Origin of the sequence: Nesterenkonia rhizosphaerae, assembly GCF_039544555.1 — a bacterium.
GTDB lineage: Bacteria > Actinomycetota > Actinomycetes > Actinomycetales > Micrococcaceae > Nesterenkonia > Nesterenkonia rhizosphaerae.
In genome coordinates this window covers 572,182-598,192 of the sequence record NZ_BAABLW010000007.1, presented here as the reverse complement: position 1 = coordinate 598,192, position 26,011 = coordinate 572,182, and the positions used below count along the sequence as shown (strand labels likewise).

27 protein-coding genes are annotated in these 26,011 nt (G+C 62.2%); 4 read left to right on the top strand and 23 right to left on the bottom strand.

Annotated elements, in window-relative coordinates; genetic code table 11:
• Window positions 1–10: 10 nt before the first annotated feature.
• From ABEA23_RS08430 to ABEA23_RS08385, 10 genes are all read right to left on the bottom strand, one after another.
• Window positions 11–1,876 (bottom strand): XrtP-associated glycosyltransferase, encoded by a 1,866-nt coding sequence (locus ABEA23_RS08430; protein WP_345477611.1) that lies wholly within the window; start codon window positions 1,874–1,876, stop codon window positions 11–13.
• Entirely contained in the window at window positions 1,873–3,579 is a 1,707-nt protein-coding gene (locus ABEA23_RS08425) for a sensor histidine kinase (protein ID WP_345477610.1), read from the bottom strand. Before ABEA23_RS08425 ends, ABEA23_RS08430 begins: the two co-directional genes overlap by 4 nt.
• A 61-nt stretch (window positions 3,580–3,640) precedes the next feature.
• Window positions 3,641–4,405, bottom strand: coding sequence for an amino acid ABC transporter ATP-binding protein (locus ABEA23_RS08420; protein WP_345477609.1), 765 nt, complete (start codon window positions 4,403–4,405; stop codon window positions 3,641–3,643).
• On the bottom strand, window positions 4,392–5,015 hold the full coding sequence (locus tag ABEA23_RS08415; protein WP_260072824.1) for an amino acid ABC transporter permease: 624 nt from the start codon (window positions 5,013–5,015) through the stop codon (window positions 4,392–4,394). The genes ABEA23_RS08420 and ABEA23_RS08415 overlap by 14 nt, the downstream gene beginning before the upstream one ends.
• 96 nt (window positions 5,016–5,111) lie before the next feature.
• The gene (locus tag ABEA23_RS08410) at window positions 5,112–5,936 is read right to left on the bottom strand and encodes an amino acid ABC transporter substrate-binding protein (RefSeq protein ID WP_345477608.1); all 825 of its coding nucleotides are present in this window, start codon (window positions 5,934–5,936) and stop codon (window positions 5,112–5,114) included.
• 168 nt (window positions 5,937–6,104) lie between these two features.
• On the bottom strand, window positions 6,105–6,581 hold the full coding sequence (locus ABEA23_RS08405) for a flavodoxin domain-containing protein (RefSeq protein ID WP_345477606.1): 477 nt from the start codon (window positions 6,579–6,581) through the stop codon (window positions 6,105–6,107).
• Between the two features lie 55 nt (window positions 6,582–6,636).
• The gene (locus ABEA23_RS08400) at window positions 6,637–7,944 is read right to left on the bottom strand and encodes a dicarboxylate/amino acid:cation symporter (RefSeq protein WP_345477605.1); all 1,308 of its coding nucleotides are present in this window, start codon (window positions 7,942–7,944) and stop codon (window positions 6,637–6,639) included.
• On the bottom strand, window positions 7,941–9,122 hold the full coding sequence (gene ctlX, locus ABEA23_RS08395) for a citrulline utilization hydrolase CtlX (protein WP_345477604.1): 1,182 nt from the start codon (window positions 9,120–9,122) through the stop codon (window positions 7,941–7,943). Before ctlX ends, ABEA23_RS08400 begins: the two co-directional genes overlap by 4 nt.
• Before the next feature lie 3 nt (window positions 9,123–9,125).
• A complete protein-coding gene (locus ABEA23_RS08390) occupies window positions 9,126–10,154 on the bottom strand; it encodes an ornithine cyclodeaminase (RefSeq protein WP_345477603.1) in 1,029 nt (342 codons plus the stop codon).
• Between the two features lie 301 nt (window positions 10,155–10,455).
• A complete protein-coding gene (locus ABEA23_RS08385) occupies window positions 10,456–10,689 on the bottom strand; it encodes a hypothetical protein (RefSeq protein ID WP_345477602.1) in 234 nt (77 codons plus the stop codon).
• Between ABEA23_RS08385 and ABEA23_RS08380 the strand changes: the two genes are divergently transcribed.
• Entirely contained in the window at window positions 10,688–12,151 is a 1,464-nt protein-coding gene (locus ABEA23_RS08380) for an HNH endonuclease signature motif containing protein (protein ID WP_345477601.1), read from the top strand. The genes ABEA23_RS08385 and ABEA23_RS08380 overlap by 2 nt on opposite strands.
• Window positions 12,152–12,184: 33 nt before the next feature.
• On the opposite strand, the gene ABEA23_RS08375 is transcribed toward ABEA23_RS08380, so the two are convergent.
• The gene (locus ABEA23_RS08375; protein WP_044493275.1) at window positions 12,185–12,616 is read right to left on the bottom strand and encodes an Lrp/AsnC family transcriptional regulator; all 432 of its coding nucleotides are present in this window, start codon (window positions 12,614–12,616) and stop codon (window positions 12,185–12,187) included.
• 102 nt (window positions 12,617–12,718) lie between these two features.
• Here ABEA23_RS08375 and ABEA23_RS08370 point away from each other — a divergent pair, with 102 nt between their 5' ends.
• Window positions 12,719–14,029: an arginine deiminase gene (locus ABEA23_RS08370; RefSeq protein ID WP_345477600.1), complete on the top strand. Its 1,311-nt coding sequence runs from the start codon at window positions 12,719–12,721 to the stop codon at window positions 14,027–14,029.
• Window positions 14,030–14,045: 16 nt separating this feature from the next.
• Here ABEA23_RS08370 and ABEA23_RS08365 read toward each other — a convergent pair whose 3' ends face one another.
• From ABEA23_RS08365 to rpmB, 8 genes are all read right to left on the bottom strand, one after another.
• Complete coding sequence (locus ABEA23_RS08365) at window positions 14,046–14,324, bottom strand: hypothetical protein (RefSeq protein WP_345477599.1); 279 nt, start codon at window positions 14,322–14,324, stop codon at window positions 14,046–14,048.
• 6 nt (window positions 14,325–14,330) lie between these two features.
• Window positions 14,331–16,286, bottom strand: coding sequence for an NHL domain-containing thioredoxin family protein (locus ABEA23_RS08360; protein WP_345477598.1), 1,956 nt, complete (start codon window positions 16,284–16,286; stop codon window positions 14,331–14,333).
• 25 nt (window positions 16,287–16,311) lie between these two features.
• On the bottom strand, window positions 16,312–18,435 hold the full coding sequence (locus ABEA23_RS08355; RefSeq protein ID WP_345477597.1) for a bifunctional copper resistance protein CopD/cytochrome c oxidase assembly protein: 2,124 nt from the start codon (window positions 18,433–18,435) through the stop codon (window positions 16,312–16,314).
• A complete protein-coding gene (locus tag ABEA23_RS08350) occupies window positions 18,432–18,701 on the bottom strand; it encodes a hypothetical protein (protein WP_345477595.1) in 270 nt (89 codons plus the stop codon). The genes ABEA23_RS08355 and ABEA23_RS08350 overlap by 4 nt, the downstream gene beginning before the upstream one ends.
• 132 nt (window positions 18,702–18,833) lie before the next feature.
• Entirely contained in the window at window positions 18,834–19,118 is a 285-nt protein-coding gene (locus ABEA23_RS08345) for an HU family DNA-binding protein (protein ID WP_044493282.1), read from the bottom strand.
• 305 nt (window positions 19,119–19,423) lie between these two features.
• Window positions 19,424–19,729: a 30S ribosomal protein S14 gene (rpsN, locus tag ABEA23_RS08340; RefSeq protein WP_260072791.1), complete on the bottom strand. Its 306-nt coding sequence runs from the start codon at window positions 19,727–19,729 to the stop codon at window positions 19,424–19,426.
• A gap of 2 nt (window positions 19,730–19,731) precedes the next feature.
• A complete protein-coding gene (gene rpmG, locus ABEA23_RS08335; RefSeq protein ID WP_022872124.1) occupies window positions 19,732–19,899 on the bottom strand; it encodes a 50S ribosomal protein L33 in 168 nt (55 codons plus the stop codon).
• Complete coding sequence (rpmB, locus tag ABEA23_RS08330) at window positions 19,899–20,135, bottom strand: 50S ribosomal protein L28 (RefSeq protein WP_044493292.1); 237 nt, start codon at window positions 20,133–20,135, stop codon at window positions 19,899–19,901. The genes rpmG and rpmB overlap by 1 nt, the downstream gene beginning before the upstream one ends.
• A 347-nt stretch (window positions 20,136–20,482) precedes the next feature.
• Between rpmB and ABEA23_RS08325 the strand changes: the two genes are divergently transcribed.
• Entirely contained in the window at window positions 20,483–21,439 is a 957-nt protein-coding gene (locus ABEA23_RS08325) for a DMT family transporter (protein WP_345477592.1), read from the top strand.
• Here ABEA23_RS08325 and ABEA23_RS08320 read toward each other — a convergent pair.
• Genes ABEA23_RS08320 through ABEA23_RS08310 form a run of 3 tightly spaced genes read right to left on the bottom strand, consistent with a single transcriptional unit; the run spans window position 21,436 to window position 24,602 of the window.
• Window positions 21,436–22,134 carry a potassium channel family protein gene (locus ABEA23_RS08320; protein WP_345477591.1) on the bottom strand — a complete coding sequence of 233 codons (699 nt, stop codon included), beginning with the start codon at window positions 22,132–22,134 and terminating at the stop codon, window positions 21,436–21,438. The genes ABEA23_RS08325 and ABEA23_RS08320 overlap by 4 nt on opposite strands.
• Window positions 22,135–22,172: 38 nt before the next feature.
• On the bottom strand, window positions 22,173–23,573 hold the full coding sequence (locus tag ABEA23_RS08315; RefSeq protein WP_345477590.1) for an amidase: 1,401 nt from the start codon (window positions 23,571–23,573) through the stop codon (window positions 22,173–22,175).
• A gap of 39 nt (window positions 23,574–23,612) precedes the next feature.
• Window positions 23,613–24,602 (bottom strand): D-2-hydroxyacid dehydrogenase, encoded by a 990-nt coding sequence (locus tag ABEA23_RS08310; protein ID WP_345477589.1) that lies wholly within the window; start codon window positions 24,600–24,602, stop codon window positions 23,613–23,615.
• Between the two features lie 91 nt (window positions 24,603–24,693).
• Between ABEA23_RS08310 and ABEA23_RS08305 the strand changes: the two genes are divergently transcribed.
• Complete coding sequence (locus ABEA23_RS08305) at window positions 24,694–25,374, top strand: GntR family transcriptional regulator (protein ID WP_345477588.1); 681 nt, start codon at window positions 24,694–24,696, stop codon at window positions 25,372–25,374.
• Between the two features lie 32 nt (window positions 25,375–25,406).
• Here the strand turns inward: ABEA23_RS08305 and ABEA23_RS08300 are convergent, their stop codons facing one another.
• On the bottom strand, window positions 25,407–25,964 hold the full coding sequence (locus ABEA23_RS08300) for a thioesterase family protein (protein ID WP_345477587.1): 558 nt from the start codon (window positions 25,962–25,964) through the stop codon (window positions 25,407–25,409).
• Window positions 25,965–26,011 lie beyond the last annotated feature (47 nt).

Sequence of the window (26,011 nt, the reverse complement as noted above, 5' to 3'; positions counted from 1 at the left end):
GGCGCAGAGCTCAGCTGCGAATAAACTCACCGCGGATGTGCTCGACAGTCTCCTCCCCTACGGCTGCGATGATCGGCAGCCCCTGGCGGATTGACTCATAGTCGCGCACCGCCGCGAGTCGCTCCAGGTCCTCAGCGCTGCTCGCGAGCCGCGCGGCACCGAGCATGTGAGAGGACACACGGATACTAGCCAGTGCATCCATGGTGCCTGTATGGTCCTCAGCGGCGACTGCTAGACGCAGATTGGCCCAACGCCTAGGCCACATCAGGCCGAAGGCGCGCACGAGCTCCTGGACATACTCATCGAACCCGTCCAGCTCGTCCGCGAGAGTCTCTAGAACCTGCCTATCTAGGACCGCCAGTCGCAGCAGGTCCTCACGCAACGTCTGCGGTCGCAGCGCAGCAAGATCAGCCGCGTTCCGCAGTGTCTTGGACCATGCGTTCTGGCCGGTCGCTATCCTTCCCACAGCGCGAGGATAGTAGATATAGGTCAAGTACACATAGATGAGATATACCGCTCCGAAGAACAGTGCCGAAGTAAAACGTATCTCCTCGCCGGAAATGTATTTATAGACAATGCCCCAGAGGAAATAGGGCAGTATGATGAAGACCGCCGCAAGCAGGACTATCCACTCCAAGGACTCTCCCGCGGTGAAGCCGAAGCGTCCTTCTGCTATGGCAAGGACGAGAAGCACAGGACCCAGCACCAGGTTGATCATGATGAGCCAGGGCTGGCTCATGAAGTAATGGATTTCTGCCCAGCCGGGGACTCGAAGATTCCCGCTGCGTCGTAGCGCCGGCAGAATTGCTGCGCACTCCATATTGCCCTGTGCCCAACGGGTGCGTTGCGTCAACAGTCGTCGCCCATAGGGCAGCGCCTCCTGGGACACGTGGGCTTCGGGAATATAGTGCGTACGGTGCCCGCGGGTAATGATGTTGAGTCCAAGTTCGTAATCCTCAGACAGCTTTTTACCCCACGGCTGGCCATAGGCTTGGTCCAGGTCATCGAGCACACTGAGCCTCGTGAACTGTCCATTACCTCCCATGCCCACTGTGCCGGTCTGAACCCGCAGCATCTGCATGGCGGAGTTTGAGGTGCGAAACTCAATATCCTGCATCCGAACCAGGACACGGCCCACGAGGTTCTTCAGCTTTCCAGAGAGCGGCCTCGGACGCTTATCTCCGCGGTTTTTCATCCAGACTTCAAGCTGGACAGCACCTACATCGGGGGCTGCGAATGCTTCGGGTCCCGCCAATAAGTCCAACGCGTTCTCAGAAAGAAATCCATCGGCATCTAGAACACCGATGATGGTGTCCTTGCGCTGATCAGGGTCTGTGCTGATAGTTGCTGAAATCACCCGGTATGCAGCGTTAAGCGCATCCCCCTTGCCGGTCCGCGCTTCAGGAGGGCGGCGGGAGATGAGGTGAACTTTGTCATCGAAGTCCTGCAGACCCGTGACAATTCGGGCAGTAGCGTCGTCACTGGCATCATCGATGACCCATACGTGCATTTGCGGGAACGTCGATCTGGCCGAAGATACTGTTTCGGCAATGACGCTTTCTTCATCCCGGCACGGAATCATGACATGCCAGCTCAGCTCGGTCGGGTCACCGGGCGTGCTGGGACGGTGGCGCAAAAAGGTATAAAGAAGGAGACTGATATACGTCAGCGCAAGTGAGGAAATCACCGTCACGACGACGAGGCCGGCATCGCGCACAGGATGCTCGCCAAAAGTCCCGAAGGCCCCCGAGAAACAGAAAACGAAGGCAGCTAGTATTCCGTAGACGCAGCACCCAAGGAAGGTCAGCAGCGACACACGACCTGGCTCAACTGTCGCCGGTGCTTCACTGTTTCCGGTATCCGGACGGTTCTTCATAGGGTCCTTTCGCCGGACTCGTGATCTTTGCCTGGAATGGCAAAGGGAAGCAAGACGCTGAAGGTGCTCCCCCCGCCCAGAGCAGAGGTCACCCGAATATCTCCACCGTGTGCATCCACGATGGACTTAGTGAGCGCCAGACCGAGCCCGGCTCCCCCTTTTTCTGATCGGCGGGCCGAGACCGCGCGGTAGAAGGGCGTGAATATTCTGCTGGTTTCGTCTCGTGTCATTCCCGGTCCGTTGTCCGATACCTGGAGCAAAGCGCCCTGCGCCGTCGTCTCCGCAGCCACCAGAACACGTCCGCCGCGCTGAGTGTACTTCAAGGCATTGCCCACAAGATTATCCAGCACCTGAATCATGCGCTGACAGTCCGCGGGCACGTTAGGCATCGCATTGAGGTCAAGATCGACAGTGATGCCGCGCTCTTGCGCCAACGGCCTGAAGCCTTCCACGCATTCTTGGGCAAGGTTCGACAGATCCAAAGGTTCCAGATTCAGCGCCAGCTTGCCCAATGCTGCCTGCTGCTGCAGGAGAAGGTCCTCTACGAGTGCGCTGAGTTTCTCGGCACCGCGCCGAATCACGGTCAGATACTCAGCGACGTCGCTGCGTGCCTGTGTGTCTTCCAGCTGCTCCAAGGAGTCTGCTGCGAAGTCTGTAAACCCAACAATCGACGTCAATGGAGTCCGCATTTCGTGGGAGACATTGGCGATGACATCCTGCTGGGCCCGCAGCAGGTTCGTGTCGATGGTGACATCGCGGAACATCAAGAGAATAGAATCCAGCGACCCTTCTTGATCCGCTATGAACCGCGCGGTGCAGGACACCACTCGTTGCTCTGGGCCGGGGGCTCCCGCGCGGAACATCACGTTATCGAAAGTCTCGCCAGCGTTAGCACGTGCTGCCGGTCGCTCCTCAGGCGGCATGCACGAACCGTCGAGGCGAAAGACGAGGTGCCCAGACTCTGTGGGGTCGGAGTTGTCCGGCGGTGAGACTAAGGAGTGCAGCTCTCGCTGTGTGTGGTTGGTCATGACGTCGTTGCCCTGAGCATCCATCACCAGTACGCCGACGTTGAGGTTCTCCAGCACCCCCCGCAGGCGGTCGTCGCTACGCGCCAGTTCTCGTGCGGCCTCACGCTGTCTCACCAAAGACTCTTGACTTTGTGCAAAGGCGGCGTCCTGGCGCTGAAGGATACCAAGCACGGCAAGAGCCAGCAGCACCATTGTCACCGGAAGGATCAGGTACCTCGCGACGCCCGCCAAAGAGAGATGAGTCTCAAAAACAACTAGCGAGGGAGCGGTGATGGTGAGCAGAACTAAAAGTACAGCCGCGCCAGCGCCTCGTCCACGGAAGCGCAGGACCAGCCATAACGCGGGAACGAGCACTAACGATGAGATCAACGCTCCCCCAGGGGCGGTCGCTACTCGGAAGACTCCGCAGGCCATAATGTTCAGAGTGGGGACCACCCACCACATCAGCCGTGACGGTCCTTCCTTGGGGGACATCAGGACTAGGACCGTAGCCACTGCAAGGAGCAGCACACCCAGTGCACTGCCCACCAGCGCAGGCCCGGAGGGACGGGCGGCCACAAGGACCACGACAGGAGCCACTAAGGCACCCACAAAGGTCGCGTGTTGTACCACTACCGCGGTCTTGTCGCTGGAGAGGTACAGCAGAGCTGCGACGATCATCTTCAACCGACTCATGATGAGACTCTATCCACCTTCAGGGCATCACCCTGTGCCGATGCCGGTCTACAGACTTGCTTCAGAAGGGGTTCAGCAGCCGGTGCACGAACCGGCGGGTGCGCTCCTCGCGGGGCGCGCGCAGCACCTCACTGGCCGGACCTTGCTCCACCACCACGCCGCCGTCCATGAAGACAACCTGATCGGCAACTTCTCGGGCGAAGGTCAGCTCGTGGGTGACCAGAACCATGGTCCAACCCTCTTCGGCGAGCTCCTTGATGACCGTCAGCACGTCTCCGACCAGCTCCGGGTCTAGCGCTGAAGTCGGTTCGTCAAAGAGCAGCAGTGAAGGCCGCAGAGCTAGCGCCCGCACAATGCCTACACGCTGCTGCTGACCGCCGGAGAGCTCATGCGGGTACTGGTCCCGCTTCTCAGCCAGACCGACCCGGGCCAGCAGCTGCTCGGCTTCGGCGATAACCTCTGCCTTCGAGCGGCGTTGGACCTGCACGGGACCTTCGATGACGTTCTGCAGCACGGTCATATGCGGAAACAGGTTGTAGCCCTGGAAGACCATCGCGCTGCGCGTGCGCAGGCTCTCCCGCTGCTGGCGTGAGGTGCGCGAGTCGAAGTTCACCTGCGGGCCGCCATCGAAGGCCACCGTCCCGGCGTCGGGCTGCTCAAGCCCGTTGAGGCAGCGCAGCACGGTGGTTTTGCCCGAGCCCGAGGGGCCGATCAGCGCGGTGACCTGCCCGGGATTGACTCTCAGATCGATGGAGGAGAGCACTTTGTTCTCTCCAAAAGACTTCTGCAGACCCGTAACGTCCAGCAGCGGCTTACTTGGCCACATAGCGGTCCAGTCTCCTTTCCAACCTGACCTGCACCATGGACAGCAGCAGACAGATCACCCAGTACATAGCTGCCGCCTGCAGGTACAGGGCCATGAACTCAAAGGACGACGCCGAGATCTGCTGCGCAACACGGAACATTTCGGTGACCAGGATCAGCGAAGCCAACGAACTGTCCTTCACCAACGAGATAAAGGTGTTGGACAGCGGAGGCACAGAAACTCTGGCGGCCTGCGGCAGGATAATCCGACGCAGCGTCTGGGTCTGCGACATGCCGATGGTGTATCCGGCCTCCCACTGGCCTTTCGGCACGGAGAGAATCGCAGCACGAATGACCTCTGCGGCGTAGCCGCCCACATTGAGGCTGAAGGCGATGATCGCGCTGGGCCACGGGTCAATGTTGACCCCAATGGACGGCAGCCCGAAAAAGATCACAAACAGCTGCACCAGCAGCGGGGTGCCGCGGATCACCGAGACATAGGCCCGTGCCAGGCCAGCGAGCACACGGTTGCTGCTGATGCGCATCAGCGCCACCACCAGGGCGATCGCCAGGCCGATCGAGAAGCTCGCCAGGGTCAGCGGAATGGTGCCTTTGATGGCCCCTTCGAGCATCGGCCAGAAGGAACTGGCCGCCAGTTCCCAGTCGATGGTCACGTCCAGGTTGCCTTTCCTCGAGTCGGGCGCGGATCTTGATGCCGCACTGCGGGACTACTGAGAGACGTCAGCGCCGAAGTACTTTTCGCTGATCTCAGTCAGCGTACCCTCCTCGGCCAGCTCGGCCAGAGCCTCATCAAAGGCCTCGACCAACGTCTCACTGCCCTGCCGGAAGATGAAACCAGCATAGGAGTGGTCATCGGTTTCAGCCGCGATCTTGATGTTCTCGTTGTCCTCGGTGGTCTGGTAATCCAGGAAAGTGAGCTTGTCGTTGATGGTCGCATCAACCCGGCCCTGCTCCAGCAACGCCACAGCCTGAGCCCAGCCTTCAACACCTTCAACATTGGCACCGGACTCGGTGGCCAGCTCGTACCAGTTAGAGGTCAGGGACTGAGCGGTGGTCTTACCGTCGAGGTCATCGAAGCTGCTGATCTCATCATTATCGGCAAGGGTGACGATCACACCGTTGGAGACGGTGTAGGGCTCGGAGAAGAGGTAGTTCTGCTGACGCTCCTCGGTGATTGACACCTGGTTTGCGATGACGTCAAAGCGGCCGGCATCCAGGCCGGCGAACATCGCGTCCCACTGGGTTTCCTGGAACTGGATATCGATGTCCAGCTTCTCGCCTACGGCTTCGATGATCTCTACGTCATAGCCGGTCAGGTCACCAGAACCGCCCTCGTGGAAAGTGAAGGGACGGTAGGTTCCTTCGGTGCCCACCGTCAGACCGGATTCCTGGACCTGCTCCAGGCTCACGCCGCCGGAGGTCTCTTCTGCGGTGGGCTCGGCGGTGGGCTCCGCGGAGTCGTTACCGCAGGCAGCTAGAGCAAGTGCGGCGATACCAGTGACGGCGAGTGCAGAATGACGGCGGAAGCTCATGGGTTTAGTGCTCTTTCTCAAGGACATGGAAGCGTGCAACGAGGGTGTACGCTAACACCCCGCAAGCTTCAGCGCGCACTTTTCGTTACGCCATAAGTCAAACCACCGAACGCCGCTATTAAATCCCCATCTCAGGAGGATGATCCGCTGGCGCCGGGACCCGCCGGCTTAGCTGATGCCGTAGGCGATCAGCGAGTTGGCCCAGTCCTCCACAGCCGGCCAGTCGCGGTAGTCAGCGTTATTGGGCTGCCGCGCCGCACGCAGTTGCAGATTCTCCAGGAAGCTGAGCTTCTCAGCATCCAGGGCCCCGCGGAAGTAGGCGATCTCCCTGTGCGGGAACTGCTTCAGCCGCTCAGTCAGTTCTGGGGCGAGCACCGGTCCTCCGCCAACGGCGAAGAGGAAAAGCGGCTTGCCCATCAGCTCTGTGCGGTGGGCCTCCAGGAACAGGGTTCCCACGCCTAGCAGCTTCTGCCGGTAGACAGGCATGCCGACGACGACGTTATCGGTCTCGTAGAGCCACTTGCCCGCTTCCCCGACGTCCTTGACGTGTGCCTTGACGCCGCGGGCACTGAGCGTGGAGGCGATGCGCTCGCCGATCTCCGCCGTGGAACCGTGTTTGCTCGCGACTACGACCATGGTGGTCATGGGTCTTTCACCTTTCGCCAGGGACTTCGGTGCTGGCTTCAGCTTATCGCGGATATCAGGTCTGAGGTGGTGAGTCTGCGCCGTCGGACCTTGCTGTGTCAGCGGCAGCCTCGGGTTCGGCCAGCATGCCGGGCTCGGTTTTTGCCACGACCCGGGTGCAGGTCAGATCGCCGGTGACGTTGAGCATGGTCCGGCCCATGTCCAGAATCGCATCGATGCCGGCCACCAGGGCTACCGGCGCCATGGGCAGACCAGCGGCGGTCACCGCCATCGTGAGCATGATCAGTCCCGCGCCCGGCACACCTGCGGTACCGATGGAGGCAAGAACACCGACGGCGGCCACGGTGACGATCTGGGTCAGGCTCAAGTCCGTGCCGGTGACATTGGCAACGAAGACCGTGGCAGCGCCGACGTAGATAGCGGTGCCGTCCATATTCACGTTCGAACCCAGTGGCAGGGTGAAGGAGTAGACACCCTTACGCACCCCTAGACGCTCGGCGGCCTGGATGCTCACCGGCAGGGTGCCCCCGGAGGAACGGGTGACAAAGGCGGTCAGCATCGGTTCACGGACTTCGCGGAAGAACTGCCCGATGGAGGCGCGGAAGAGCGCGAGAATGCCCACGTAGACCAGGATCTGGACCAGGATGCCGCCGTAGACGGTGCCGGTCAGCGCCAGCAGCGGAAGCAGCGCATCGGTTCCGGTCTCACCCACCACTACCGCGATCAGGGCAAAAACACCGATGGGCGAATACTGGAGCACGCCGCGGATCAGAATGAACACCAGTTCAACGGCAGAGTCCACCAGGCGACGTAGATCAGCACCCATACCAGCCAGGCGCTCGTCATCGCTGTCCACCATGAAGGACAGGGCGACGCCGGCCACCAGCGCGAAGAACATCACCGAGAGGACCTGTCCCTCGGAGAGCGCGCCGAAGATATTGTCCGGGACGATATTGGTCAGCACCTCCGCAAGTGGTGGTGCCTCACGTTCTTCTGCTTCAGTGCCACCGGGCAGATCCAGCCCGACACCTGGTGAGATCAGCAACGCTAGGGCAATACCCACTGTCATGGCGAAAGCGGTGGTGATCAGATAGAACGCCACTGTCTTCCCGCCAATACGCCCGATGGTCTTGGGCGAGACCGAGGCTATCCCGGCCATGAGAGTGAAGAGCACCAGCGGCATCACCAGCATGGTCAGCAGCCGCAGGAAGATGTCACCCAGCGGCTGGATCACGGCAATATCAGGGCCGAAGATGAGCCCGGCCACCACGCCGAGCACCAGGGCTACGGCCAGTTTCCAGATCAGTGAGATCCCTAGGTAACGGCGCCACAGTGAGGGCTTCTGGCTGCTGGTCTCAGTCATGAGAGGCGAGGGTACCGGCGGGATGTTTCAGCTGTGTTTCCGCAACCCCACGTCTTCCTGGGAGCCTGCGGCGAAAGGTAGTTCTGCGCGAGCATGCAGCGCACTGATCCCCCGGCGCGTTCAATAGTGGAGACCTCTGCATCAATAATCTGCGCTCTGGCTTCCAGCTGCTGGAGCTGCGCGGGGGTAAAGCTGGCACGTGCCGTCGTCGACATCACCAGAACCGGTCCGTGGCGGCCCTGCAGCTGAAGCACATTGGCGGCGAAGCTCCGGATCTGCGTCTCGTTCAGTTCCACTACGGTGCGTCCCGTGCTGCGCAGCCGGTCCAGGACTGCGTCGCGCTCGTACCGGCTGTGGATCATCGAGCTGCCGATCAGCGCTAGACCATGCTCGGGGCTGGCACTGCCCACGCTGAGCATGACATTGGTGTGATAGACCGGCGTGCCGGTCTTGTCAGCGGCATGGAACAGTACGGGCTCGTACATGAACTCATTGCACCAGCGGAAGAAGAGAGTCGCGGTAATACGCTGGGAATAGCACGCATAGGCGGTCCGGCTGGCGTGGTCCAGCACCATCACCCCGGTGCCTTCTAGATATGCGCCGTGCTCTTCGGCGCCGGAGAGGTCCAGCACCTCTGTGACGCGGTAGCGATCCTTCAGGTACTCCACGATCTCCCTCCGGCGTTCGCCGCGCCGATTCGGGGCGAACATCGGATAGAGCACCAGCCGACCATCGGCGTGCGTGCTGAACCAGTTATTGGGAAACACGCTGTCGGGTGTGACAGTTCCGGTGTCTTCGAAAAGATCCACGCCGACGCCGGCCCGCTGAAGCTGCTCGGCGAGCCTGGAGACTTCCCCGTGGGCACGCTCGGCCACCAGCACCGGATCCTCGGCGATTTCCGCTCCAAAGGCGTTGTCCTGGGCGGTTACCGGGTTCGGCCTGAAGTGATGCGGCCGGACCATCACTACTCGGGCTGCCAGCTGCGGGTCTCCAGCTGCCTCGTACCCCTTCATGAGGGCCCTGGCAGAGGAGCCGTCGTCGTCGTTGGTCTGCTCGTATGCAACGACGCTGTGCCCAGCTCGCCCCATGCGGATGTCCACAGCGGCCGACGGCGCGACCGGTGATGCCACTGTCACAGTCACCGGCGGCTGCGAGGTCAATGCCGTGGGCTCTGGCATAGCTCAGCCCACCGGCTTCAGCGAGGTCACCAGGGAGAAGAGATCTTTGGGGTCCTCCGGGTCTGCAATGAGGTCGATACTGGTCTGCAGTGATGAACCAACGGTGTCATCACGCAGATAGCGCAGTGCCGAGAAGTCGGCGATGGCGAATCCGACGGAGTCGAAGAGAGTGATGTCTTCATCGTTGCGGCGGCCCTGTTCGGCTCCGGTGAGCACCCGCCAGAACTCGATGACCGGGAAGTCCGCGGGCTTCTGCTGGATTTCGCCTTCGATGCGGGTCTGTTCCGGATACTCCACAAAGACCCGGGCCCGGTCCAAGATGGGAGGGTCGAGTTCGGTCTTGCCGGGACAATCGCCTCCTACGGCATTGATGTGGACGCCGGGGCGGACCTGGTGGTCTGCCAGGATGGTGTTGACCGCTTTATCTGCGGTGCAGGTGGTGATGATGTCGGCACCAGTGACCGCATCATCGGTGTCTGTGGCAGTGGTGATCCGGAATCCGAGTGGTTCGAGATTGCGGCGCAGCTTATGGATGGCATGAGGGTCGATGTCGAAGACGCGCAGTTCCTCGATACCCAGGACGGCTCTGAAGGCCAGTGCCTGGAATTCGGCCTGGGAGCCTGCGCCGATCATCGCCATCACCCGGGAATCCGCCCGCGCAAGGCGCTTGGCAGTCATGGCCGAGGTAGCAGCGGTGCGCAGTGCGGTCAGCAGAGTCATTTCGGCGAGAAAAGTCGGGTAGCCATTGTCCACGTCCGCTAGCACGCCGAATGCCGTGACAGTCTGGAACCCCCGCGCAGGGTTGGACGGGTGCCCGTTGACGTATTTGAAGCCGTAGGTCTCATGATCTGAGGTGGGCATCAACTCGATCACCCCGAAGGGGGTGTGGCTGGCGATGCGCGGGATCTTGTCGAAGCTCTCCCAGCGGCTGAAGTCAGACTCGAGGTACTCGACCATGCCAGTCATGATGGGCTCTACGCCCCGGTTCTGGATCCACTGGACCATATGGGCGACGTCGACGAACTGAGTCATGGTTTCCTCCATCTTGAGACGGGCTGGGACTGATGGAACCAACACTAGGAATATCGATGTGCGTGCAACAGAGCAGAAATGTCTGACTTTTGCCTAGTTCTTGAGCAGACCGATCAGCCGGTGGTGACAGATTGCCACGTGCCGAGATGCGGCGGAGCGGCCATGAGTGACGGACGACGATGACTGACGGGCGAGAGCATGGTGGCGCGGTCTTTCGGCTGCGGAGACGCGTCTGGTGCCTCAACGGAGGCGCGCTCGCTCGGCATGATCACCCAGGAACACCAAAGAGCGAAATAACTCATCAAAACCCCTCGACCATCACGCTGAAGCATGGAATAATAGAAAATAGATTCGATATGGTGAGGCAGGGCCGCAGGGCGAGACCCAAGTAAACAGCCAGGACGACAGCCACACAGGCGAGCGCGAAGACAACCACGCAGACAGGTACAAAGACAGGCAGCAAGGCCGGCACGAAGGCAGGGGTGATCACCATGACGGCTTCTTCCACCAGCAGCGCCAGCAGTGCCCCTCCCATGCCCGAGCACCTCGAACAACTCGCCGGGGAACCAGAACTCGCTGCAGCCTGGGAGCAGCAGGTCGCTGCGCGGCGAGCTGAAGCAGCCACCATCACCGCGCTTTTGGACTACCGTGCACGAGCTACCGCGCATTATGTCCAGGAACCCCTGGTCGTCCGGACCGAGGCAGACCGTGCAGCGGTCCGGGACGCCGCCCGCATCCTCGGGGTCAGTGACCGCACCGCCACTACCATCCTCAACACCACCGGGGACGCCAAGCACTTCCTCCCCCACACCTGGCGGGCCTTTACTGAGGGACTCATTGACCTGCCCAGGGTGCGGAAAACCGTCGACGCCGCCACCAGTGACCTCCCCGCACACCTGCTGAAACAACTGGACCAGGCCGCCGCACAACACGCCCAACGCCGCAGCCTCGCAGAGTTCCACCACTGGCTCACCCGCTACACCGCCGGGTTAGACCCAGAGGCCTACGCCAGGGCTTGTGAGAAAGAAACCCAGTCCCGGTTCGTGCGGTTCCAGCACCAGTCCCACGGAATGAGCTACCTCCAGGCCTACATCCCCACCCTGGAAGCTGCCGCTATTGAGAAGCGCCTCAAGGCCGCAGCCCGCGGACTCGACCAGCACACGTCGGGCGGGGACACCGCGACTGATCACCGCCAGGCAGACCCTGGGGCCGCGGAACCAGGCATCGCACATGAGGGCCCAGGACAGGGCAGCCCGACCGCAGCTCCAAAGGAAGCCAGTGGCGCCGACTCCAGTACCACTGACGGCCCTGCCTCCGATCCTCAAACTTCGGACCCACGCACCGCGGACCCCCGCACCGGTGACCCTCGCACCCCTGCTCAGCGGGAAGCTGACCTCTTCACCGCCTGGCTACGTGACGGGAGAGTGTATGGCACCCCGGTTGACGCCAAAATCATGATCATGATCCCGGAGGCCACCCTCGCCGGTGACAGTGATGAGCCGGCGATGGCTGCAGACCGGTCATGGATGATCCCCGCCCACCAAGCCCGCAACCTCGCCGCAGATCCCGAGGCCAACCACCACTGGTACCAAGGCCATACCCGCAAGGATCCCAACAACGCTGACTACGACCTGCTCAGTGCCCGCTATATTGGCCGCTACCCACCCAACCGGCTACGCGACGCACTGACCTTCCGAGACGGCACCTGCCAAGCAGACGGATGCACCATCAGCGCCGAACGCTGCGATGTTGATCACCAGACCCCCTGGGAACAGGGTGGGGAAACCACCGCCAGCAACCTCTGGGCACTGTGCCGACGACATCACCGCATGAAATCCCACGGCTTCCTCCACCCACCGGATAAGCAACAGCCCCACAACACCGAACCCGAGCCCGAGCCCGAGCCCGAACCACCAGACTCAGCTCCAGGGCACCCGGCAAGACCAGACTTCATCTGGTCCGCGCCCATGCCCATCCGCTACGACCTTGCTGCGTAATCGTGCCCGCCGCCTATCAGGGCAGCAGTCCTGCTACGTCACCACTGAACTGAGCAGCAACGAGGTCTCACTGTTGAGAACTCCCTTCACACCCCGCATGAGGCGGAGCACCCTGTCCAGATCGCGCAGATCCGTACAGCTGATTTCCGCCACCAGATCCCAGGCGCCGTTGGTGGTGTGCAAGGCGATGATCTCCGGCAAACCACGCAGTTCATCGATCGCCCGATCAGTGTTGGTGCCTGCTACTTCGATAAACGAAATCGCCCGGACCCTAGAGAGATCAGCATCTTCCCGCACGCGCACACTGAATCCCACGATGACCCCAGATGCAGTGAGCTTCTCAATACGGGAGGTCACAGTGGCACGGGAAACGCCCAACTGCTGGGCCAGCGATGAGATAGGCGCACGCCCATCCTTACGCAAGGCTGCTATCAGGCGACGGTCCAGGTCCGTGAGTCTCTCCATGAACAGAATGCTAACTCTCAGCCTTCAAAGCGACAGCTGATTGCACAAAAATATGCACCACGCACCTGTCCGCCGTACATCCATCCCTCTACTGTGGAACCCATGGTTGAAACAGTCACCCACAGTGAGCAGACCACCGAGAAGGCTGTTCCCGGCGGCCCGCTACCCCAACGACCACATCAGAGGGGACCGTTCGTAGGTTCTGAAGTTGGACGACTGCGCCAGGTGATCGTTCACCGTCCGGGAGTAGAGCTGCTGCGACTGACCCCCGAGACCAAGCACGATCTGCTTTTTGATGACTTGTTGTGGGTCCGACGCGCTCAGGAAGAACACGATCAGTTCTGCCACGTACTCCGTGAAGCAGGGGCAGACGTCCTCTACCTCGATACGCTCCTGACTGAGACTCTTTCGGTGCCGCAGGCCCGCCAGTTTGTCCTGGACCACACCTTCGATGAGCGCCTCTTCGGCCCGGCCGCCGCCCCGCTGCTTCGGGAGCTGGCCGATTCAATGCCGCACGCCGACCTCGCAGAGTTAGTCATCAGCGGGCTCACCAAGCGGGAACTTCTGGAACTCACCGCTGAACCCCGGTCCGTGGTCATCCATGCCCTCGCGATGGATGACCTTGTGGTGGCTCCGCTGCCGAACCACCTCTTCACTCGCGATGCCTCATGCTGGGTCTACGACGGTGTGGCGGTGAACTCCATGCAGAAGCCTGCCCGCATTCGGGAAGCCATCACCTATGAGGCAATCTATCGCTGGCATCCCCGCTTCGCTTCTACGAGCTGGCAGCGCTGGTCTGACGGTCTCACAGACGGTCAGGCCACCGTTGAAGGCGGGGATGTGCTGGTTCTGGGCGACGGCGCAGTTCTGGTCGGGATGAGCGAACGCACCACCCCGCAGGGCGTGGAACGCCTGGCGAAGCGGCTCTTCGCTGAGGGTTCGGCTGACCGCGTGGTGGCACTCAGTATGCCCAAAGCACGCGAGTTCATGCACTTAGACACGGTGATGACCATGGTGGATGAACGGTCCTTCATCGAATACGCAGGACTGGGGACATTGCCGTCCTACACCATCACTCCGCGCGAGAACGGCGTAGACCCAGAGCTGAAGATCCAGGACCACCCGCCAGAACGCATGCACGCCGCAATTGCCGATGCGCTGGGACGTGATCACCTGCGCATCCTCACTCCGGAGCAGGACCTGCACTCCGCGGCCCGGGAACAGTGGGATGACGGCTGTAACGCCCTGGCACTTGAACCCGGTGTGGTCATCACCTACGACCGGACACCTACCTCCAACGCCTTTCTGCGCGATTCAGGGATTGAAGTCCATGAAGTTCCAGGCGCAGAACTCGGTCGAGGTCGAGGTGGCCCCCGCTGCATGAGTTGTCCCACCCAACGCGACCCGGTGTAACCCGACTCACCGGCTGCTAACCCCGCGGTGGGCTACCGGGCTCGCCCTCTGTGTCCTGCTCATCCTCTGTCTCCTGCTCGCCCTCGCTGCCCGGGATCTCCTCCTGCGATGCGACATACCGCAGCACCATAAAGGCAGCGGGGCCAGCCAGCACGAGGTAGATCAACGAACGTGTCAGCACATCACCCTCGTTGCGCCAGAGGTCAGCGAGGAACGCCAGCGTGACAGCCGAGAGAAATCCCGTCCAGAACCGCGGAAGACGGGGGCGCTGCCGCCCCTGCCCTTCGGCTGACATGGACGTTTACTTCACACCGCGGAGGTCCAGGTGAAGCTCGGAGTCTCCCCCCTCTTCCAGCGTGACCGGGATGCCCCAGTCCTGCTGGTACAGGTGGCAAGCAGCGTGCATGGGGATCTCCTCACCCGGTGCACCGTCGCATGCCGCAGCTCGGGCAGTGATATGCAGAACCCCTGCAGAAATCTCAGGATTCAGCTGCAAAGTGCGCTGCAGCCCCACAGAGGTGCCCGATCCCTCCATCAATAGTTCAGCTGGAGTCGATGAAACCTGCAGCTGGGTCGGATCTCCCCACCGGTCATCGAGCTTCTGGCCGGTAGGTGCTGAGAAGCCCACGCTGAGCTGCACCTGACCTGGAGCTACCGCTGTGGCCGGACGCTGCGTCTGCGCAGCACCCTCATCCACAGACAGGTACTCCTCCGGCACCGCGATGCGTACCAGTTGGTGGGCGTTGGTCTCCACCACCAAGAGAGTTGTACCGTCCGCGTCCAGCAGCACATCTGATGGTTCTTTCAGCCCGCGTGCCACGGTGGACACCTGCGCCGGCACAGTGCTGCCATCAGCAGCCAGGTGCTCCGCCTGGTACCTGCGGATGGCGCCGTTATAGGTATCAGCTACCAGAACTGATCCGTCCGGAAGTGCGGTGACACCCAGCGGGTGCTGCAGGCGGGCCTGGGCAGGATCCCCGTCACGGAAACCGAAGTCAAAGAGTCCTTCACCGACCACAGTCTCCACTGCCGGTGCCTCTGGAGACTGGCTCACTCGCAGCACCCGAAGGCTCGAAGTCTCAGAATCAGCAATCCACATGTCACCGGCGGCGTCCTCGGTCAGCCCGGAGGTCTGCGCGAACCAGGACTCCCCCGCCGCGCCGTCGACGAGACCTTCAAGGCCAGTGCCTGCATACACCGCCAGCTCACCAGTCAGCGGATCAAAGCTGAAGATCTGATGAGTACCGGCCATGGCAACAATGACCCGGCCGATGCTCTCGCTCCAGAGCACATCCCAAGGTGAGGACAGCGAGACGTTCAACGGATCGGTTCCCAAGGAACCGACGACGACGTCGCTGCGGGTCCGCTCAGCATCCAGCAGGCGCTGCACACCATTTCCAGCCAGCGTGGTGACGTCACCGGTGGCCACGTTGATTCCGCGAAGCCGGTGGTTGACCGTATCGGCCACCACAATGTCATAGCCGACTTCGGCGGCCAGCTTCTCCGGCAGCAACGCCAGGCCCTGGGGCTCATTGAACTGCGCGGACTCAGGCCCACCGTCGCCGTAGCCCTTCTCACCAGTTCCCCAGGAACGGGTGACCGTCTCCAGATCATCGGCCAGCTCCACAATACGATGATGCCCGGTGTCGGCTACCAGGAATCGGCCCGGGGCGTCGTCGTCGGCACCCAGAGTGCGGTTCACCGGCACAGCCTTGCTGGGGAAGCGCAGGGTCCGAGAGACCGGCTCGGGTGCGACATATGGTCCGTCACCGCGATGCAGTGTGCCCTTAGCCTCATGTTCAGCCGCGAGCTCCTCCACCAGTGACGTCAGACCCGCCACATGACCCTCACCGGAGAGCGAGGCGGCAATATAGCCCTCGGGGTCGATGACCACCAGTGTGGGCCAGGCCCGGGCGGAGTAGTTCTGCCAGGTGACCAGCTCGGGGTCATCCAGGACAGGGTGCTCGATCTCGTAGCGTTCCACCGCAGCGGCCAGCGCGTCGGGGTCAGCCTCATGCTCAAACTTCGGGGAGTGCACGCCCACGGTGACCAGCACATCGTGGAAACGCTCCTCCAGCGGACGCAGTTCGTCCAGCACGTGGAGGCAGTTGATGCAGCAGAAGGTCCAGAAATCGAGAATGACGATCTTGCCGCGCAGGTCCTCGAGGGTGACCTGCTTACCTCCGGTGTTCAGCCAGCCTCGGCCGATCAGCTCGGAGGCCCGCACACGTGCGCTGCGCTGGATAGTCTCAGTCATACTTTCCCCCAACGTGTCATCGTCTTCAGTTGTTCCGCTGGTTCATCGCAGCGAACATCTGGTTGTACTCTTCAAGCTCGGCGTCCCCACTGCGGTCAGCCTCACGGTCCAGGCGCTTGCTCTCCCGGGTGTCGTCTTTGGACCACTGCACCGCCGCGATGACGCCCATCAGCACCGCGGGAATCTCACCGAGTCCCCACATCAGTTCCCCGCCGCGTCGCTGGTCCAGCAGCGCGGGGAACCAGCCGTGACCCATATTGCCGAACCAGGCGGCCTGAATCAGCTCCTCGGATCCGGAGATCACCACCGCCAGGAACGCATGGAAGACCATAGTTGCCAGCAGGATGATGACTCTGAGGAAATGCGGCGGACGGCTGGGCAGCGGGTCTCTGCCGATCAATACCAGCGCGAAGATGTAGCCGGTGAGCAGGAAGTGCACCGTCATGAAGATGTGCCCCAGGTGATACTCCAGCGACCATCCGAAGACTGGCGTGTAGTAGAACAGCACAATCGATCCGCCGAAGTTCACCGCTGCTACCACCGGGTGAGTCACCAGCTTGGACCATTTCGAATGCACCAGCCATAGGATCCACTCGCGGGCACCGCGAGTGCCGTCTGAGCGAGGTGTCAGGGCGCGCATGGCCAGCGTGACCGGAGAGCCGAGCACCAGGAATATCGGCACCACCATGGTCAGCGTCATGTGCTGGACCATGTGGCCAGAGAAGAGCACCATCCCATAGACGGCGGGTCCACCGGAGGTGACCCAGAAGAAGATCAGCAGGCCGAAGAGCCAAGCTGCTGCACGCATCAGCGGCCAGCGAATACCGCGGCGTCGCACCTGGACAGTAGCCCGGACATACCAGCCGGCGAGGAAGATGATGACCGCCAGCCACAGCCAGTCAATGCGCCACTGGGTGAAGTAGTTCGCCAGTTCAGGGAAAGGAGGCAGCGGGTAGCCGGTGAGAATACGCGCCGGCGTGGCATCTGGTGGCAGGTCCTCGGAAACCGGCGGTGGGGTCCGGCCCAGCACCGCGCTGATGCCGATCACCGCAGTCATGATGGCGGCCTCCACCAAGATCAGCTGCCATAGCAGCCGTGATGTTGTGTAGCTGGTAGAGACCTCGGAGCCCTCACCGCGCGGAGCGCCAGCTCCAGTATGCGGTCCGGACAGTCGTGGGATGATCCAGGCTCGGTGCATCCAGCCGATGGTCGCCAGCATCACAGTGGCCGCTGCCTTCAGCACTAGCAGCAGACCATATGGGGTATTCACCAGCTGCTGCAGGTTCTCAATGCGTAAGTCCGCATTGACCACTCCCGAGACCGCCACCGTGACCAGCGCCAGACCCGCCAGCACTGAGTACCGACGAATCAGAGTACCCAGGATCTGGGGACCGCCCTGATCGCGGGCTGTCAGCTCCTGCGCAGTGCGCGCAATCTGCGGGGCAAGCAGGGCAAGCACCAGCAGACCCCCGACCCAGATCACCACTCCCAGCAGATGCAGTCCCAGAGAGTTCACAGCTGCAGTGTGATCATCTCCAGAGGCCGAATGCCCCACCATGGCCATGGGAACGATGGCGCCCAACCCTAGTACCGCGGTGAAGCCCAGCCCGGCCGGGTTGCGCACTGCCGCCACCAGTGTGGAGAACAGTGCTGCGATCAGCACGATGCTCAGCCAAGCCTGGCCGGTCGCGATGTTGACCGCGTAGTCAAAGAAACCAGCAGAGAAGCCCTCGCCAGCTGAAACCGGTAGGCCGGCCAAGGCCGAGAAAGAGAGCACCAGCACCGCTAGTGCCGCCATCGTCCAAACGACCGAGGCAGACTGGGCGATCAGCACGGCCCGGGAGAACAACGGGTGCTCCTGGCCCGCCCTGCGTTTCTGTCGCTGTCTAGGACCTGTGCGGGCCGGAAGCGCGACGGCGGCCAGGATCGCCGCGCTGACCGCCATCGCCATGGAGATGTGGTGGACATAACGCGCCACCGGCAGCCCCCACTGGGTCAGCAGGCCGGGATTGGAAATCACCCCGGAACGGCCCATACCAGTAAGCACCGCAGCCAGGATCAACGCCGCCAAACCAGTAGCGAGCGTCAGCGCGGTCAGCGGAAGCGGCGCCGCCCAGAGGGCCCGCCGCGAAGAAGTCTGAGTTGTCACCGGGCTTCGTCTCCCGGCCGGTGGTCCTCAGCGTCGTCATCAGCATCGGACTGCCGGGGGCCCAGATTCTCGGAACCCGGCCCCTCGTGGTCCTTGTGCCAGGATTCTGACTGCTTGAGCTTCTGGCGCATCAGAACTAGGACAAGGACGACCACCGCGAAGGCTCCGGCGGCGAAAACGATCGGTGCCCAGGTCGGCGCATCCGCGGCCATCGCCCCCACATGGGAGGCTGCGGTCAGCGGGAGGAGGAGGGAGCCGGATGCCATACCGGAATTCTACGCCCGGTAGAACTGGGGCGCACCCCACGTGACACCAGACGACGACGGCTCCTGACCCATTACAGGTCAGGAGCCGTCGTCGTATTCGGGGCTAGCGTGATGCTAGCCGAGCGTGAAAGCTCACTTGCCGGAAGCGGCAGCCTTCAGCTTGGAGCCTGCGGAAAGCTTCACGGAGTAACCAGCGGGGATCTGGATGGTCTCGCCGGTCTGGGGGTTGCGGCCGGTGCGAGCGGCACGCTCGGTGCGCTCCACGGACAGCCAACCTGGGATGGAGACCTTCTCGCCCTTGGAGACCTGCTCGGTGAAGACCTCGAAGACGGCATCCAGCACGCCGTTGACGGCGGCCTGGGAGTTGCCGGACTTCTCGGCGACGGCTGCGACGAGCTCGCTGCGGTTCAGTGCCATAACTGTGTCCTCCTGGACTGTTCTATGAGTTCCCATTGGTCCGGAAAATCCGCGGATTTCCGCGGATCGGGAGGCCCTTTGGGCTTTCAGAAAGGCAACTTACCACGCAGCGGGGGTCAAACCCGCATGAAATCGGGCGTGTACAGCGTGTTGGGGCCGTCATTCCGCTGCCAGCGGACCGTTGAGGCGCTCTTCGCCTGTTCCTGCAGCCCTCTGTGTTTCCGGCGGGGCCCGTGCGGGCAAACAAAAAGCGGGGCCTCCCGAAGGAGACCCCGCTTATGCTGCTTCAGCCGCTTAGGCCAGTATCACCAAGAGGACTTAGTGATGCCCGGCAGCTCACCCTTGTGAGCCATCTCGCGGAAACGGATACGCGAAATACCGAACTTCTGGAAGGTACCGCGGGGGCGACCATCGATGCTGTCGCGGTTGCGGACGCGGATCGGGGAAGCGTCGCGGGGCAGCTTCTGCAGGCCCACGCGAGCTGCCTCGCGCTCTTCGTCAGATGCGTTGGGATCAACGAGGGTCTTCTTCAGCTGGGCGCGCTTCTCGGCGTAACGCTCAACGATGACCTTGCGCTGCTCGTTCTTTGCGATCTTGGACTTCTTAGCCATGATCAGCGCTCCTCTCGGAAGTCGACGTGCTTGCGGACCACGGGGTCGTACTTCTTGAGCACGATGCGGTCGGGGTTATTGCGACGGTTCTTACGGGTCACGTAGGTGAACCCGGTGCCGGCGGTCGACTTCAGCTTGATGATGGGACGTACGTCCTTATCTTTTGCCATTAGATCTTCTCACCACGCTTCAGAAGGTCGGCGACGACGGCGTCGATACCGCGCACGTCGATGGTCTTGATGCCCTTAACGGACAGGTTCAGGGTCACTTTGCGACCCAGCGAAGGCACCCAGTAGGTCTTCTTCTGGATGTTCGGGTCGAACCGGCGCTTGGTGCGGCGGTGCGAGTGGGAGATCTGGTTGCCGAACTGCGGCGTCACTCCCGTCACCTGGCAACGTGCTGCCATGATCACTCCTCTTAACTATCAGTACGTAGATGTAACGGGCGGTACCCGCGAACACGCTCTTCTGCACAGCAGACTGCTTAGAAGGACGCAATCGTTGAGCCGAGTCCCGCCACCTTTGAATCACCGTGACGTACGAGGACGACCAGGCTGGGTGAGATCCAACCGAAGTGCCTTGACGGTGTTGTCTGTGGTGCGCTGGAATCCAGGCTTCACAGGGCTGGACTGTTTTCCGGAGCCGAACCCGTTTCCGGGCACAGCACAGTTCAGCTTGCGACTGTCAATGGTATCCCGGCTGATCGCATTCGGCAAAGCCGGTGCTGCGACGATTCTCCTGAGATGATCATGCAGTGACCGTTGCCCCTGCCTCCTCCGCTGCTGAGGACAAACCCGCTGCGCCCCTGCTCCCTGTGGCCGCGATTGTGACCACTGTGCTGATGTGGGCCTCCACCTTCGTCATTATGCGTGCGGCGGCAGTGGACATCTCCCCTGGCCCGTTGGCTCTGATCAGGCTCTTCGCGGGATCTCTCACCCTGTCAGCCCTGGTGCTGATTTCCCGGCGGGGCCGCCCGAAGATGCCAGGTCCGCGCGGGCTGCTGCTGACAGCGGCTTTCGGCGTGATCTGGTTCGCGGTGTACACCTTGGCCTTTAACTGGGCAGGTCATTTCCTGGATGCCGGGACTGTGGCGATGGTGGTCAACCTGGCACCGCTGATGGTGGGTGTGGCCGCCGTTGTCGTTTTTAAGGAGGCCTTCTCGCGCCGGCTCTTCCTGGGAATGCTGGTCTCGCTCTCCGGTATCGGGTTCATCACCGCAGCTGGCAGCACCGGCCAGCTCGCCGTCGCCGGGCTGCTCATCGGCTTCGCTGCAGCTGTGCTGTATGCCGCGGGCATGATGGTGCAGAAGCTGGCACTGCAGCACACCGACCCACTCACCGCCACCTGGCTGGGTTGCACTTCCGGCCTGCTGGCACTTCTGCCCTTCCTTCCGCAGACCCTCACCGAGCTGGGCTGGACCGGCAGCGGCGATGGCATCAGCACCGCAACCCTGCTGGGCGCGGTCTATATGGGCATTGGCCCCACTGCGCTGGGCTTCTGGTTCTGGGGCTATGCCATGACCCGGTTCCCCACCGGTCGTGTTGCCTCAGCCACCCTGACAGTCCCCGCCGTCGTCGTCGTGATGTCCTGGCTGACCCTGGGCGAAGTCCCGCCGCCGCTGGCTATTACCGGCGGCGCGATCTGCCTCACCGGCGTGGCGCTGGCCCAATGGAGACCGCGACGCAGGAATCAGCTCCGAGCCGGCGCTTAACCCTCAGCCTGGCTGGTGGCCTGCTCGTGGACCACCGCTGAGTCATGTTCCTGGGCAGCTTCGCGGACCTTTTCCACAAACCAGCTGGCCAGTGTTGCGGTGACCGAACCGATGAGGCCGAGGCCTGCAATCATCAGGCCCACTGCGATCCATCGTCCAAGATCAGTCACCGGATAGTGATCGCCATACCCGACCGTGGTGATAGTGACCACAGCCCACCAGGTGGCGTCGCCGAAGCTGGTGATATTGGCCTCCGGGTGGTTCTGTTCAGCATCAAGGATGGCCAGCGCCGCGATGAGCACCAGCAGACCGGAGGTAAACCCCACGTACAGGGTGATCTTCCCGCGCAGGGCCGCCCCGGCGGAGCGCTGCAGCACCGAAAGCAGCGTGACCAGGCGCAGCAGTCGCAGTGGACGCAGAAAGGGCAGCACCACAATGGCCAGCTCATGCAGATGGGTCAGGAACCAGCGCCCGGTATGCGGAACCAGAATGAGCGAGATGACGTAATGCAGGGCAAAGAGCACCCAGATCGCATTCATCAGCACCTCGGGCCAGTCAGTATCCGAAGGCCGCAGGTTACCGATCACCACATAGGCATAGACCCCTAGGAAAACCAGGGAGATGATCGCCATGGGCCACTCGGTACCGCGGTTCCAGCGGTCAAAACCAACTTGATTGTTGAAGATCTTCCCCATACCCTCGAGCCTAGCCCGCACCTGATGGGGCTCCGGCCTCAGGCCGGAACCGGGCGGGTAAAGCGCTCTCCTGACGCCATTTCGAAAGCCCGGGCCGCTCGCAGCACCAGACGGTCCTGGGTGCGGGCCCCGACTATCTGCAGTCCTACCGGCAGGCCGCTGGAGGTCAGTCCACAGGGCACCGAGACCGCCGGCTGCTGAGTCATATTGAACGGATAGGTATACGGCGTCCATGAGGTCCACAGGTCCGCTTTCCACCCTGAAGGGGCCTGTCGAGCACAGTCAAAGGCCGGAATCGGCATGGTCGGTGTCACCAGCAGGTCGTATTCCTCATGGAATGCCCCCATCAGCACCCCCATCGACATCCGCACGGCGGTGGCGTCGAGATAATCACTGGCCGTGGCGCCGCGGTACTGTTCGATTCCGGCACGCAGCCCCGGGTCAATCTCACCCAGCGCATCGGGACCGTATACCTCAAGCACCTTCGCCGCACCGGTGAACCACAGCACGTGGAAAGCCTCCACAGGATCCTCAAAACCGGGGTCCACCTGATCAACGACGGCGCCGGCCTCCTCGAACAGTCCCACCGCCTCTGCCACCACCTGCTCCACCTCCGGGTGGTTCTCCCCAAAGCCCAGTGCAGGTGAATAGGCGATGCGCAGGCCCGCCACCCCATCCCCGAGCCCGTCGGTGAAGGATGACCGTGGGGTCGGCAGCGCTGACCAGTCCCGGGAGTCAAAGCCGGCGATGATATCCAGCAGCAGGGCTGCGTCGGTGACAGTCCGTGTCATGGGTCCGGCGTGAGCCAGGGTTCCAAACGGTGAGGAGGGGAACATCGGCACAGTGCCATAAGTGGGTTTGATGGCTACTGTCCCGGTGAAGGAGGCCGGAATCCTTACTGAGCCGCCGCCGTCGGTGCCCACTGACCAGGGGCCCATTCCCGCGCTCACCGCGGCAGCGGATCCGCCGGATGACCCACCGGCGTGGAGAGTGGGGTTCCAGGGATTCGAGGTGGCGCCGTTGCGCGGACAGTCCGTCACTCCCTTCCACGCGAATTCCGGTGTGGCTGTTTTGCCCAGCAGTACCGCACCGGTCTCCCGCAGTCTGGCAACGCACGGGGCGTCGAACTCCCAGGGGCCTGCCTCGTCGATCAGTTTGCTTCCACGCAGGGTTGGCCACCCGGTGGTGGGGAAGATGTCTTTGATCGAGGTCGGGACGCCGTCGCCTGGTCCCAGGGTCTCCCCACTGCGCCAACGGGCCGCGGACGCCTCCGCAGCCGTGAGAGCAGCTTGTTCGTCTACCAGGACGAAGGCGTTGAGGTCACCGTCGCGTTGGGCGATACGCTCAAGGGCAGCCTGGGCGGCGTCCACCGGCGTGAATTCTCCGTGCGCATAGCCGCTGAGCAACTCTGCTGCGCTGAGCTCCGCAAGGTCCGTCATGGGCTTCCCTCCCCTTTCGCCGCCGGGAACCGACAGTCATTAGTGACGCGGCACGTAGCCCTTGGTCTTATCCACCACATTGAACAACTGATCCCCGGCCAGCCACCTGCGGGCATTGGCCAGGAACTGATCCGCCAGTGCTTCTTTCCAACCGAGCACATCACCTGACATGTGGGAGCTGATCATCACGTTCTCTAGCCCCCATAGGGGCGAGTCCTGCGGCAGCGGTTCTTCGGCAAAGACGTCCAGCGAAGCGAAACCGAGTGGCCCCTCGCGCAGTGCCTTGACGAGCTCTTCCTCATTGACCGACGCGCCGCGGCCGATATTGATCAAATGCGCTCCAGGCTTGGCCGCCGCCAGGGTCACCGGGCCGATCAGCCCTTCCGTGGCGGGAGTGAGCGGGGCGGCATTGACGATGATGTCGGCTTCACCCACATGGTCCTCCAAGGAGCCAGAAGGCACGACGACGCCGAAATCCTCATCCCCGTCCCGGCCAGTGCGGCCGGCGCCGATGACCTCGATCCCCACTGCGCTGAACAACCTGGCAATCTCCCGGGCGATGGCACCGGTGCCGATGACGACCGCTTGTGCGCCCTCAGCACGCTTGGTCTCCCGATGATCCCAGCGCTTCTGCGTCTTGTTCCGATAATTGCCAGCAAAGTCCTTGGCTTCAGCCAGCACCGCCCCGAGCACCCACTCTGCGATGGGCCGATCAAAGATGCCCTGGGCGTTGGTCACAGTGACCGCAGAGTCGGCGAGCTCATCAAAAAGCAGGGTGTCCACCCCGGCGGCAGCGACGTGGATCCACTGAAGGGAATCGGCATGCGGCCAGGCCTGCTGCACTGCCTCGGAGAAGAAGTCCCACAAGAAGAGAACGTGGCTACCGCTGATGTCCTCAGCCAGATGCTCCGGGTCGGTGATGCGGATCTGGGCCTGCTCGCGCAGTGAGTCCAGCCCCGGAGGGGTACGCAGCTCGACGTCGGGATCAGCGGGACAAAGCACGGTGATCACCGGATGAGGCTCTGACATGTTGCTACACTAGGGAAGCCCTGCGAAGATTGTCAACAATCCTCACGATACTGCCGCGCTATCGCCCACCCTTGTCGCCTACGGAGTTTTCATGTCTGCCACCTCTTTCCAGCGGGTCCACCGGGAATCCACCGCCGGGCTGATTACCCGCCAACTGCGCGAGGGGATTATGTACGGCAGCCTGACTCCGGGGACCCAGCTCTCGGAAGTGACCCTTGCCGCACAATTCGGCGTCAGCCGCGGCCCGCTCAGAGAGGCGATGCAGCGGCTGGTGCAAGAAGGACTAGTGCGCAGTGAGCCCAACAGAGGTCTTTTTGTCAAAGAACTGGACGAGGATGAGATTCGTGATCTCTACACTGCCCGCACTGCCATCGAAACCTCCTGCGGGCGACTGATCATTCGCGCCGGGCTCGATAATCCGGAGCGCACTGAAGCAGCAGCGACTGACCTGCGAGAGGCCTGCACCGCCATGCAGACAGCGGCTGAGGCAGGCGACCTGGAGAAACTCTCCGATGCCGATCTGCATTTCCACGAGACACTTGTCGCGTCCTCCGGCAGCCCCCGACTGCAACGGATGCATGAAACCCTCATGGTCGAAACTCGCATGTGTCTCACCGCACTGGAGGGCACCTATCGCGACCCGGAGGATCAGGTTCACGAGCACCGACTGATCGCCGAGGCGATCGCAGAGAACAATGACGCAGCACTGGTCGAAGCAGTGGAGTCGCATATGAAGGAAGCGCTCGACCGCCTCATTCGCCCACAGGCCTAGGTTCGGGCGCGGTGCACTCTGCGCAAGCGGCTTCAGAACCCGGCGTGCGGGGCGGGACGGCGCGCGGCCGGCAGCGCAGACTCCCGTCGCCAGCGCTGGAGCTCCTCGCTCACGTCAAAGTCAGCCGGCGCCGGATGCCCTAGCTCTTGAGCCATCTGCAGGATGTCCTCGTTACTGACTGGCCCTGCATCCCCGATGAACCGACCGGCCACAAAGGCCCGGACATAGATTTCCCCCTCCACCACCACGCGATGCTCGATGTAGAAGCAGCGGTCATCCATTCCGATGATCTTGCTGAAGATCTGAAACTTGGTCCAGAAGTTCACTGACTTTCTGAACGTGACCTGCTCGGCCTGCACCACGGGGTGCCAGCCGCGCTGGCGGGTTGCCTTCCACAGTCCCGATCTGGCCATCAAGTCATAGCGCCCCAGATCAAAGAGCGAAAAGTACTGGCCGTTGTTGATATGCATCAGCACATCAACATCCGTGGGCAGCGCTCTGAGGGTGATCTCTGTGGACTCCCAGGGAGAGACGCGAGGGCGCCGTCGGGCTTTGAGCAGGATTAGCAGAGTGCGGAAGATCACATTCATAGCCACATGCTATGTGACTGACCGGTAACAAGAAAGACGACAGCCTG

What these genes read in the sequence shown, in the direction of transcription:
- ABEA23_RS08430 (WP_345477611.1), bottom strand. Translation starts at nt 1,876, where the DNA reads ATGAAGAACCGTCCGGATACCGGAAACAGTGAAGCACCGGCGACAGTT.
- ABEA23_RS08425 (WP_345477610.1), bottom strand. Translation starts at nt 3,579, where the DNA reads ATGAGTCGGTTGAAGATGATCGTCGCAGCTCTGCTGTACCTCTCCAGC.
- ABEA23_RS08420 (WP_345477609.1), bottom strand. Translation starts at nt 4,405, where the DNA reads ATGTGGCCAAGTAAGCCGCTGCTGGACGTTACGGGTCTGCAGAAGTCT.
- ABEA23_RS08415 (WP_260072824.1), bottom strand. Translation starts at nt 5,015, where the DNA reads ATGCTCGAAGGGGCCATCAAAGGCACCATTCCGCTGACCCTGGCGAGC.
- ABEA23_RS08410 (WP_345477608.1), bottom strand. Translation starts at nt 5,936, where the DNA reads ATGAGCTTCCGCCGTCATTCTGCACTCGCCGTCACTGGTATCGCCGCA.
- ABEA23_RS08405 (WP_345477606.1), bottom strand. Translation starts at nt 6,581, where the DNA reads ATGACCACCATGGTCGTAGTCGCGAGCAAACACGGTTCCACGGCGGAG.
- ABEA23_RS08400 (WP_345477605.1), bottom strand. Translation starts at nt 7,944, where the DNA reads ATGACTGAGACCAGCAGCCAGAAGCCCTCACTGTGGCGCCGTTACCTA.
- ctlX (WP_345477604.1), bottom strand. Translation starts at nt 9,122, where the DNA reads ATGCCAGAGCCCACGGCATTGACCTCGCAGCCGCCGGTGACTGTGACA.
- ABEA23_RS08390 (WP_345477603.1), bottom strand. Translation starts at nt 10,154, where the DNA reads ATGACTCAGTTCGTCGACGTCGCCCATATGGTCCAGTGGATCCAGAAC.
- ABEA23_RS08380 (WP_345477601.1), top strand. Translation starts at nt 10,688, where the DNA reads ATGCCCGAGCACCTCGAACAACTCGCCGGGGAACCAGAACTCGCTGCA.
- ABEA23_RS08385 (WP_345477602.1), bottom strand. Translation starts at nt 10,689, where the DNA reads ATGGGAGGGGCACTGCTGGCGCTGCTGGTGGAAGAAGCCGTCATGGTG.
- ABEA23_RS08375 (WP_044493275.1), bottom strand. Translation starts at nt 12,616, where the DNA reads ATGGAGAGACTCACGGACCTGGACCGTCGCCTGATAGCAGCCTTGCGT.
- ABEA23_RS08370 (WP_345477600.1), top strand. Translation starts at nt 12,719, where the DNA reads ATGGTTGAAACAGTCACCCACAGTGAGCAGACCACCGAGAAGGCTGTT.
- ABEA23_RS08365 (WP_345477599.1), bottom strand. Translation starts at nt 14,324, where the DNA reads ATGTCAGCCGAAGGGCAGGGGCGGCAGCGCCCCCGTCTTCCGCGGTTC.
- ABEA23_RS08360 (WP_345477598.1), bottom strand. Translation starts at nt 16,286, where the DNA reads ATGACTGAGACTATCCAGCGCAGCGCACGTGTGCGGGCCTCCGAGCTG.
- ABEA23_RS08350 (WP_345477595.1), bottom strand. Translation starts at nt 18,701, where the DNA reads ATGGCATCCGGCTCCCTCCTCCTCCCGCTGACCGCAGCCTCCCATGTG.
- ABEA23_RS08345 (WP_044493282.1), bottom strand. Translation starts at nt 19,118, where the DNA reads ATGGCACTGAACCGCAGCGAGCTCGTCGCAGCCGTCGCCGAGAAGTCC.
- rpsN (WP_260072791.1), bottom strand. Translation starts at nt 19,729, where the DNA reads ATGGCTAAGAAGTCCAAGATCGCAAAGAACGAGCAGCGCAAGGTCATC.
- rpmG (WP_022872124.1), bottom strand. Translation starts at nt 19,899, where the DNA reads ATGGCAAAAGATAAGGACGTACGTCCCATCATCAAGCTGAAGTCGACC.
- rpmB (WP_044493292.1), bottom strand. Translation starts at nt 20,135, where the DNA reads ATGGCAGCACGTTGCCAGGTGACGGGAGTGACGCCGCAGTTCGGCAAC.
- ABEA23_RS08320 (WP_345477591.1), bottom strand. Translation starts at nt 22,134, where the DNA reads ATGGGGAAGATCTTCAACAATCAAGTTGGTTTTGACCGCTGGAACCGC.
- ABEA23_RS08315 (WP_345477590.1), bottom strand. Translation starts at nt 23,573, where the DNA reads ATGACGGACCTTGCGGAGCTCAGCGCAGCAGAGTTGCTCAGCGGCTAT.
- ABEA23_RS08310 (WP_345477589.1), bottom strand. Translation starts at nt 24,602, where the DNA reads ATGTCAGAGCCTCATCCGGTGATCACCGTGCTTTGTCCCGCTGATCCC.
- ABEA23_RS08305 (WP_345477588.1), top strand. Translation starts at nt 24,694, where the DNA reads ATGTCTGCCACCTCTTTCCAGCGGGTCCACCGGGAATCCACCGCCGGG.
- ABEA23_RS08300 (WP_345477587.1), bottom strand. Translation starts at nt 25,964, where the DNA reads ATGAATGTGATCTTCCGCACTCTGCTAATCCTGCTCAAAGCCCGACGG.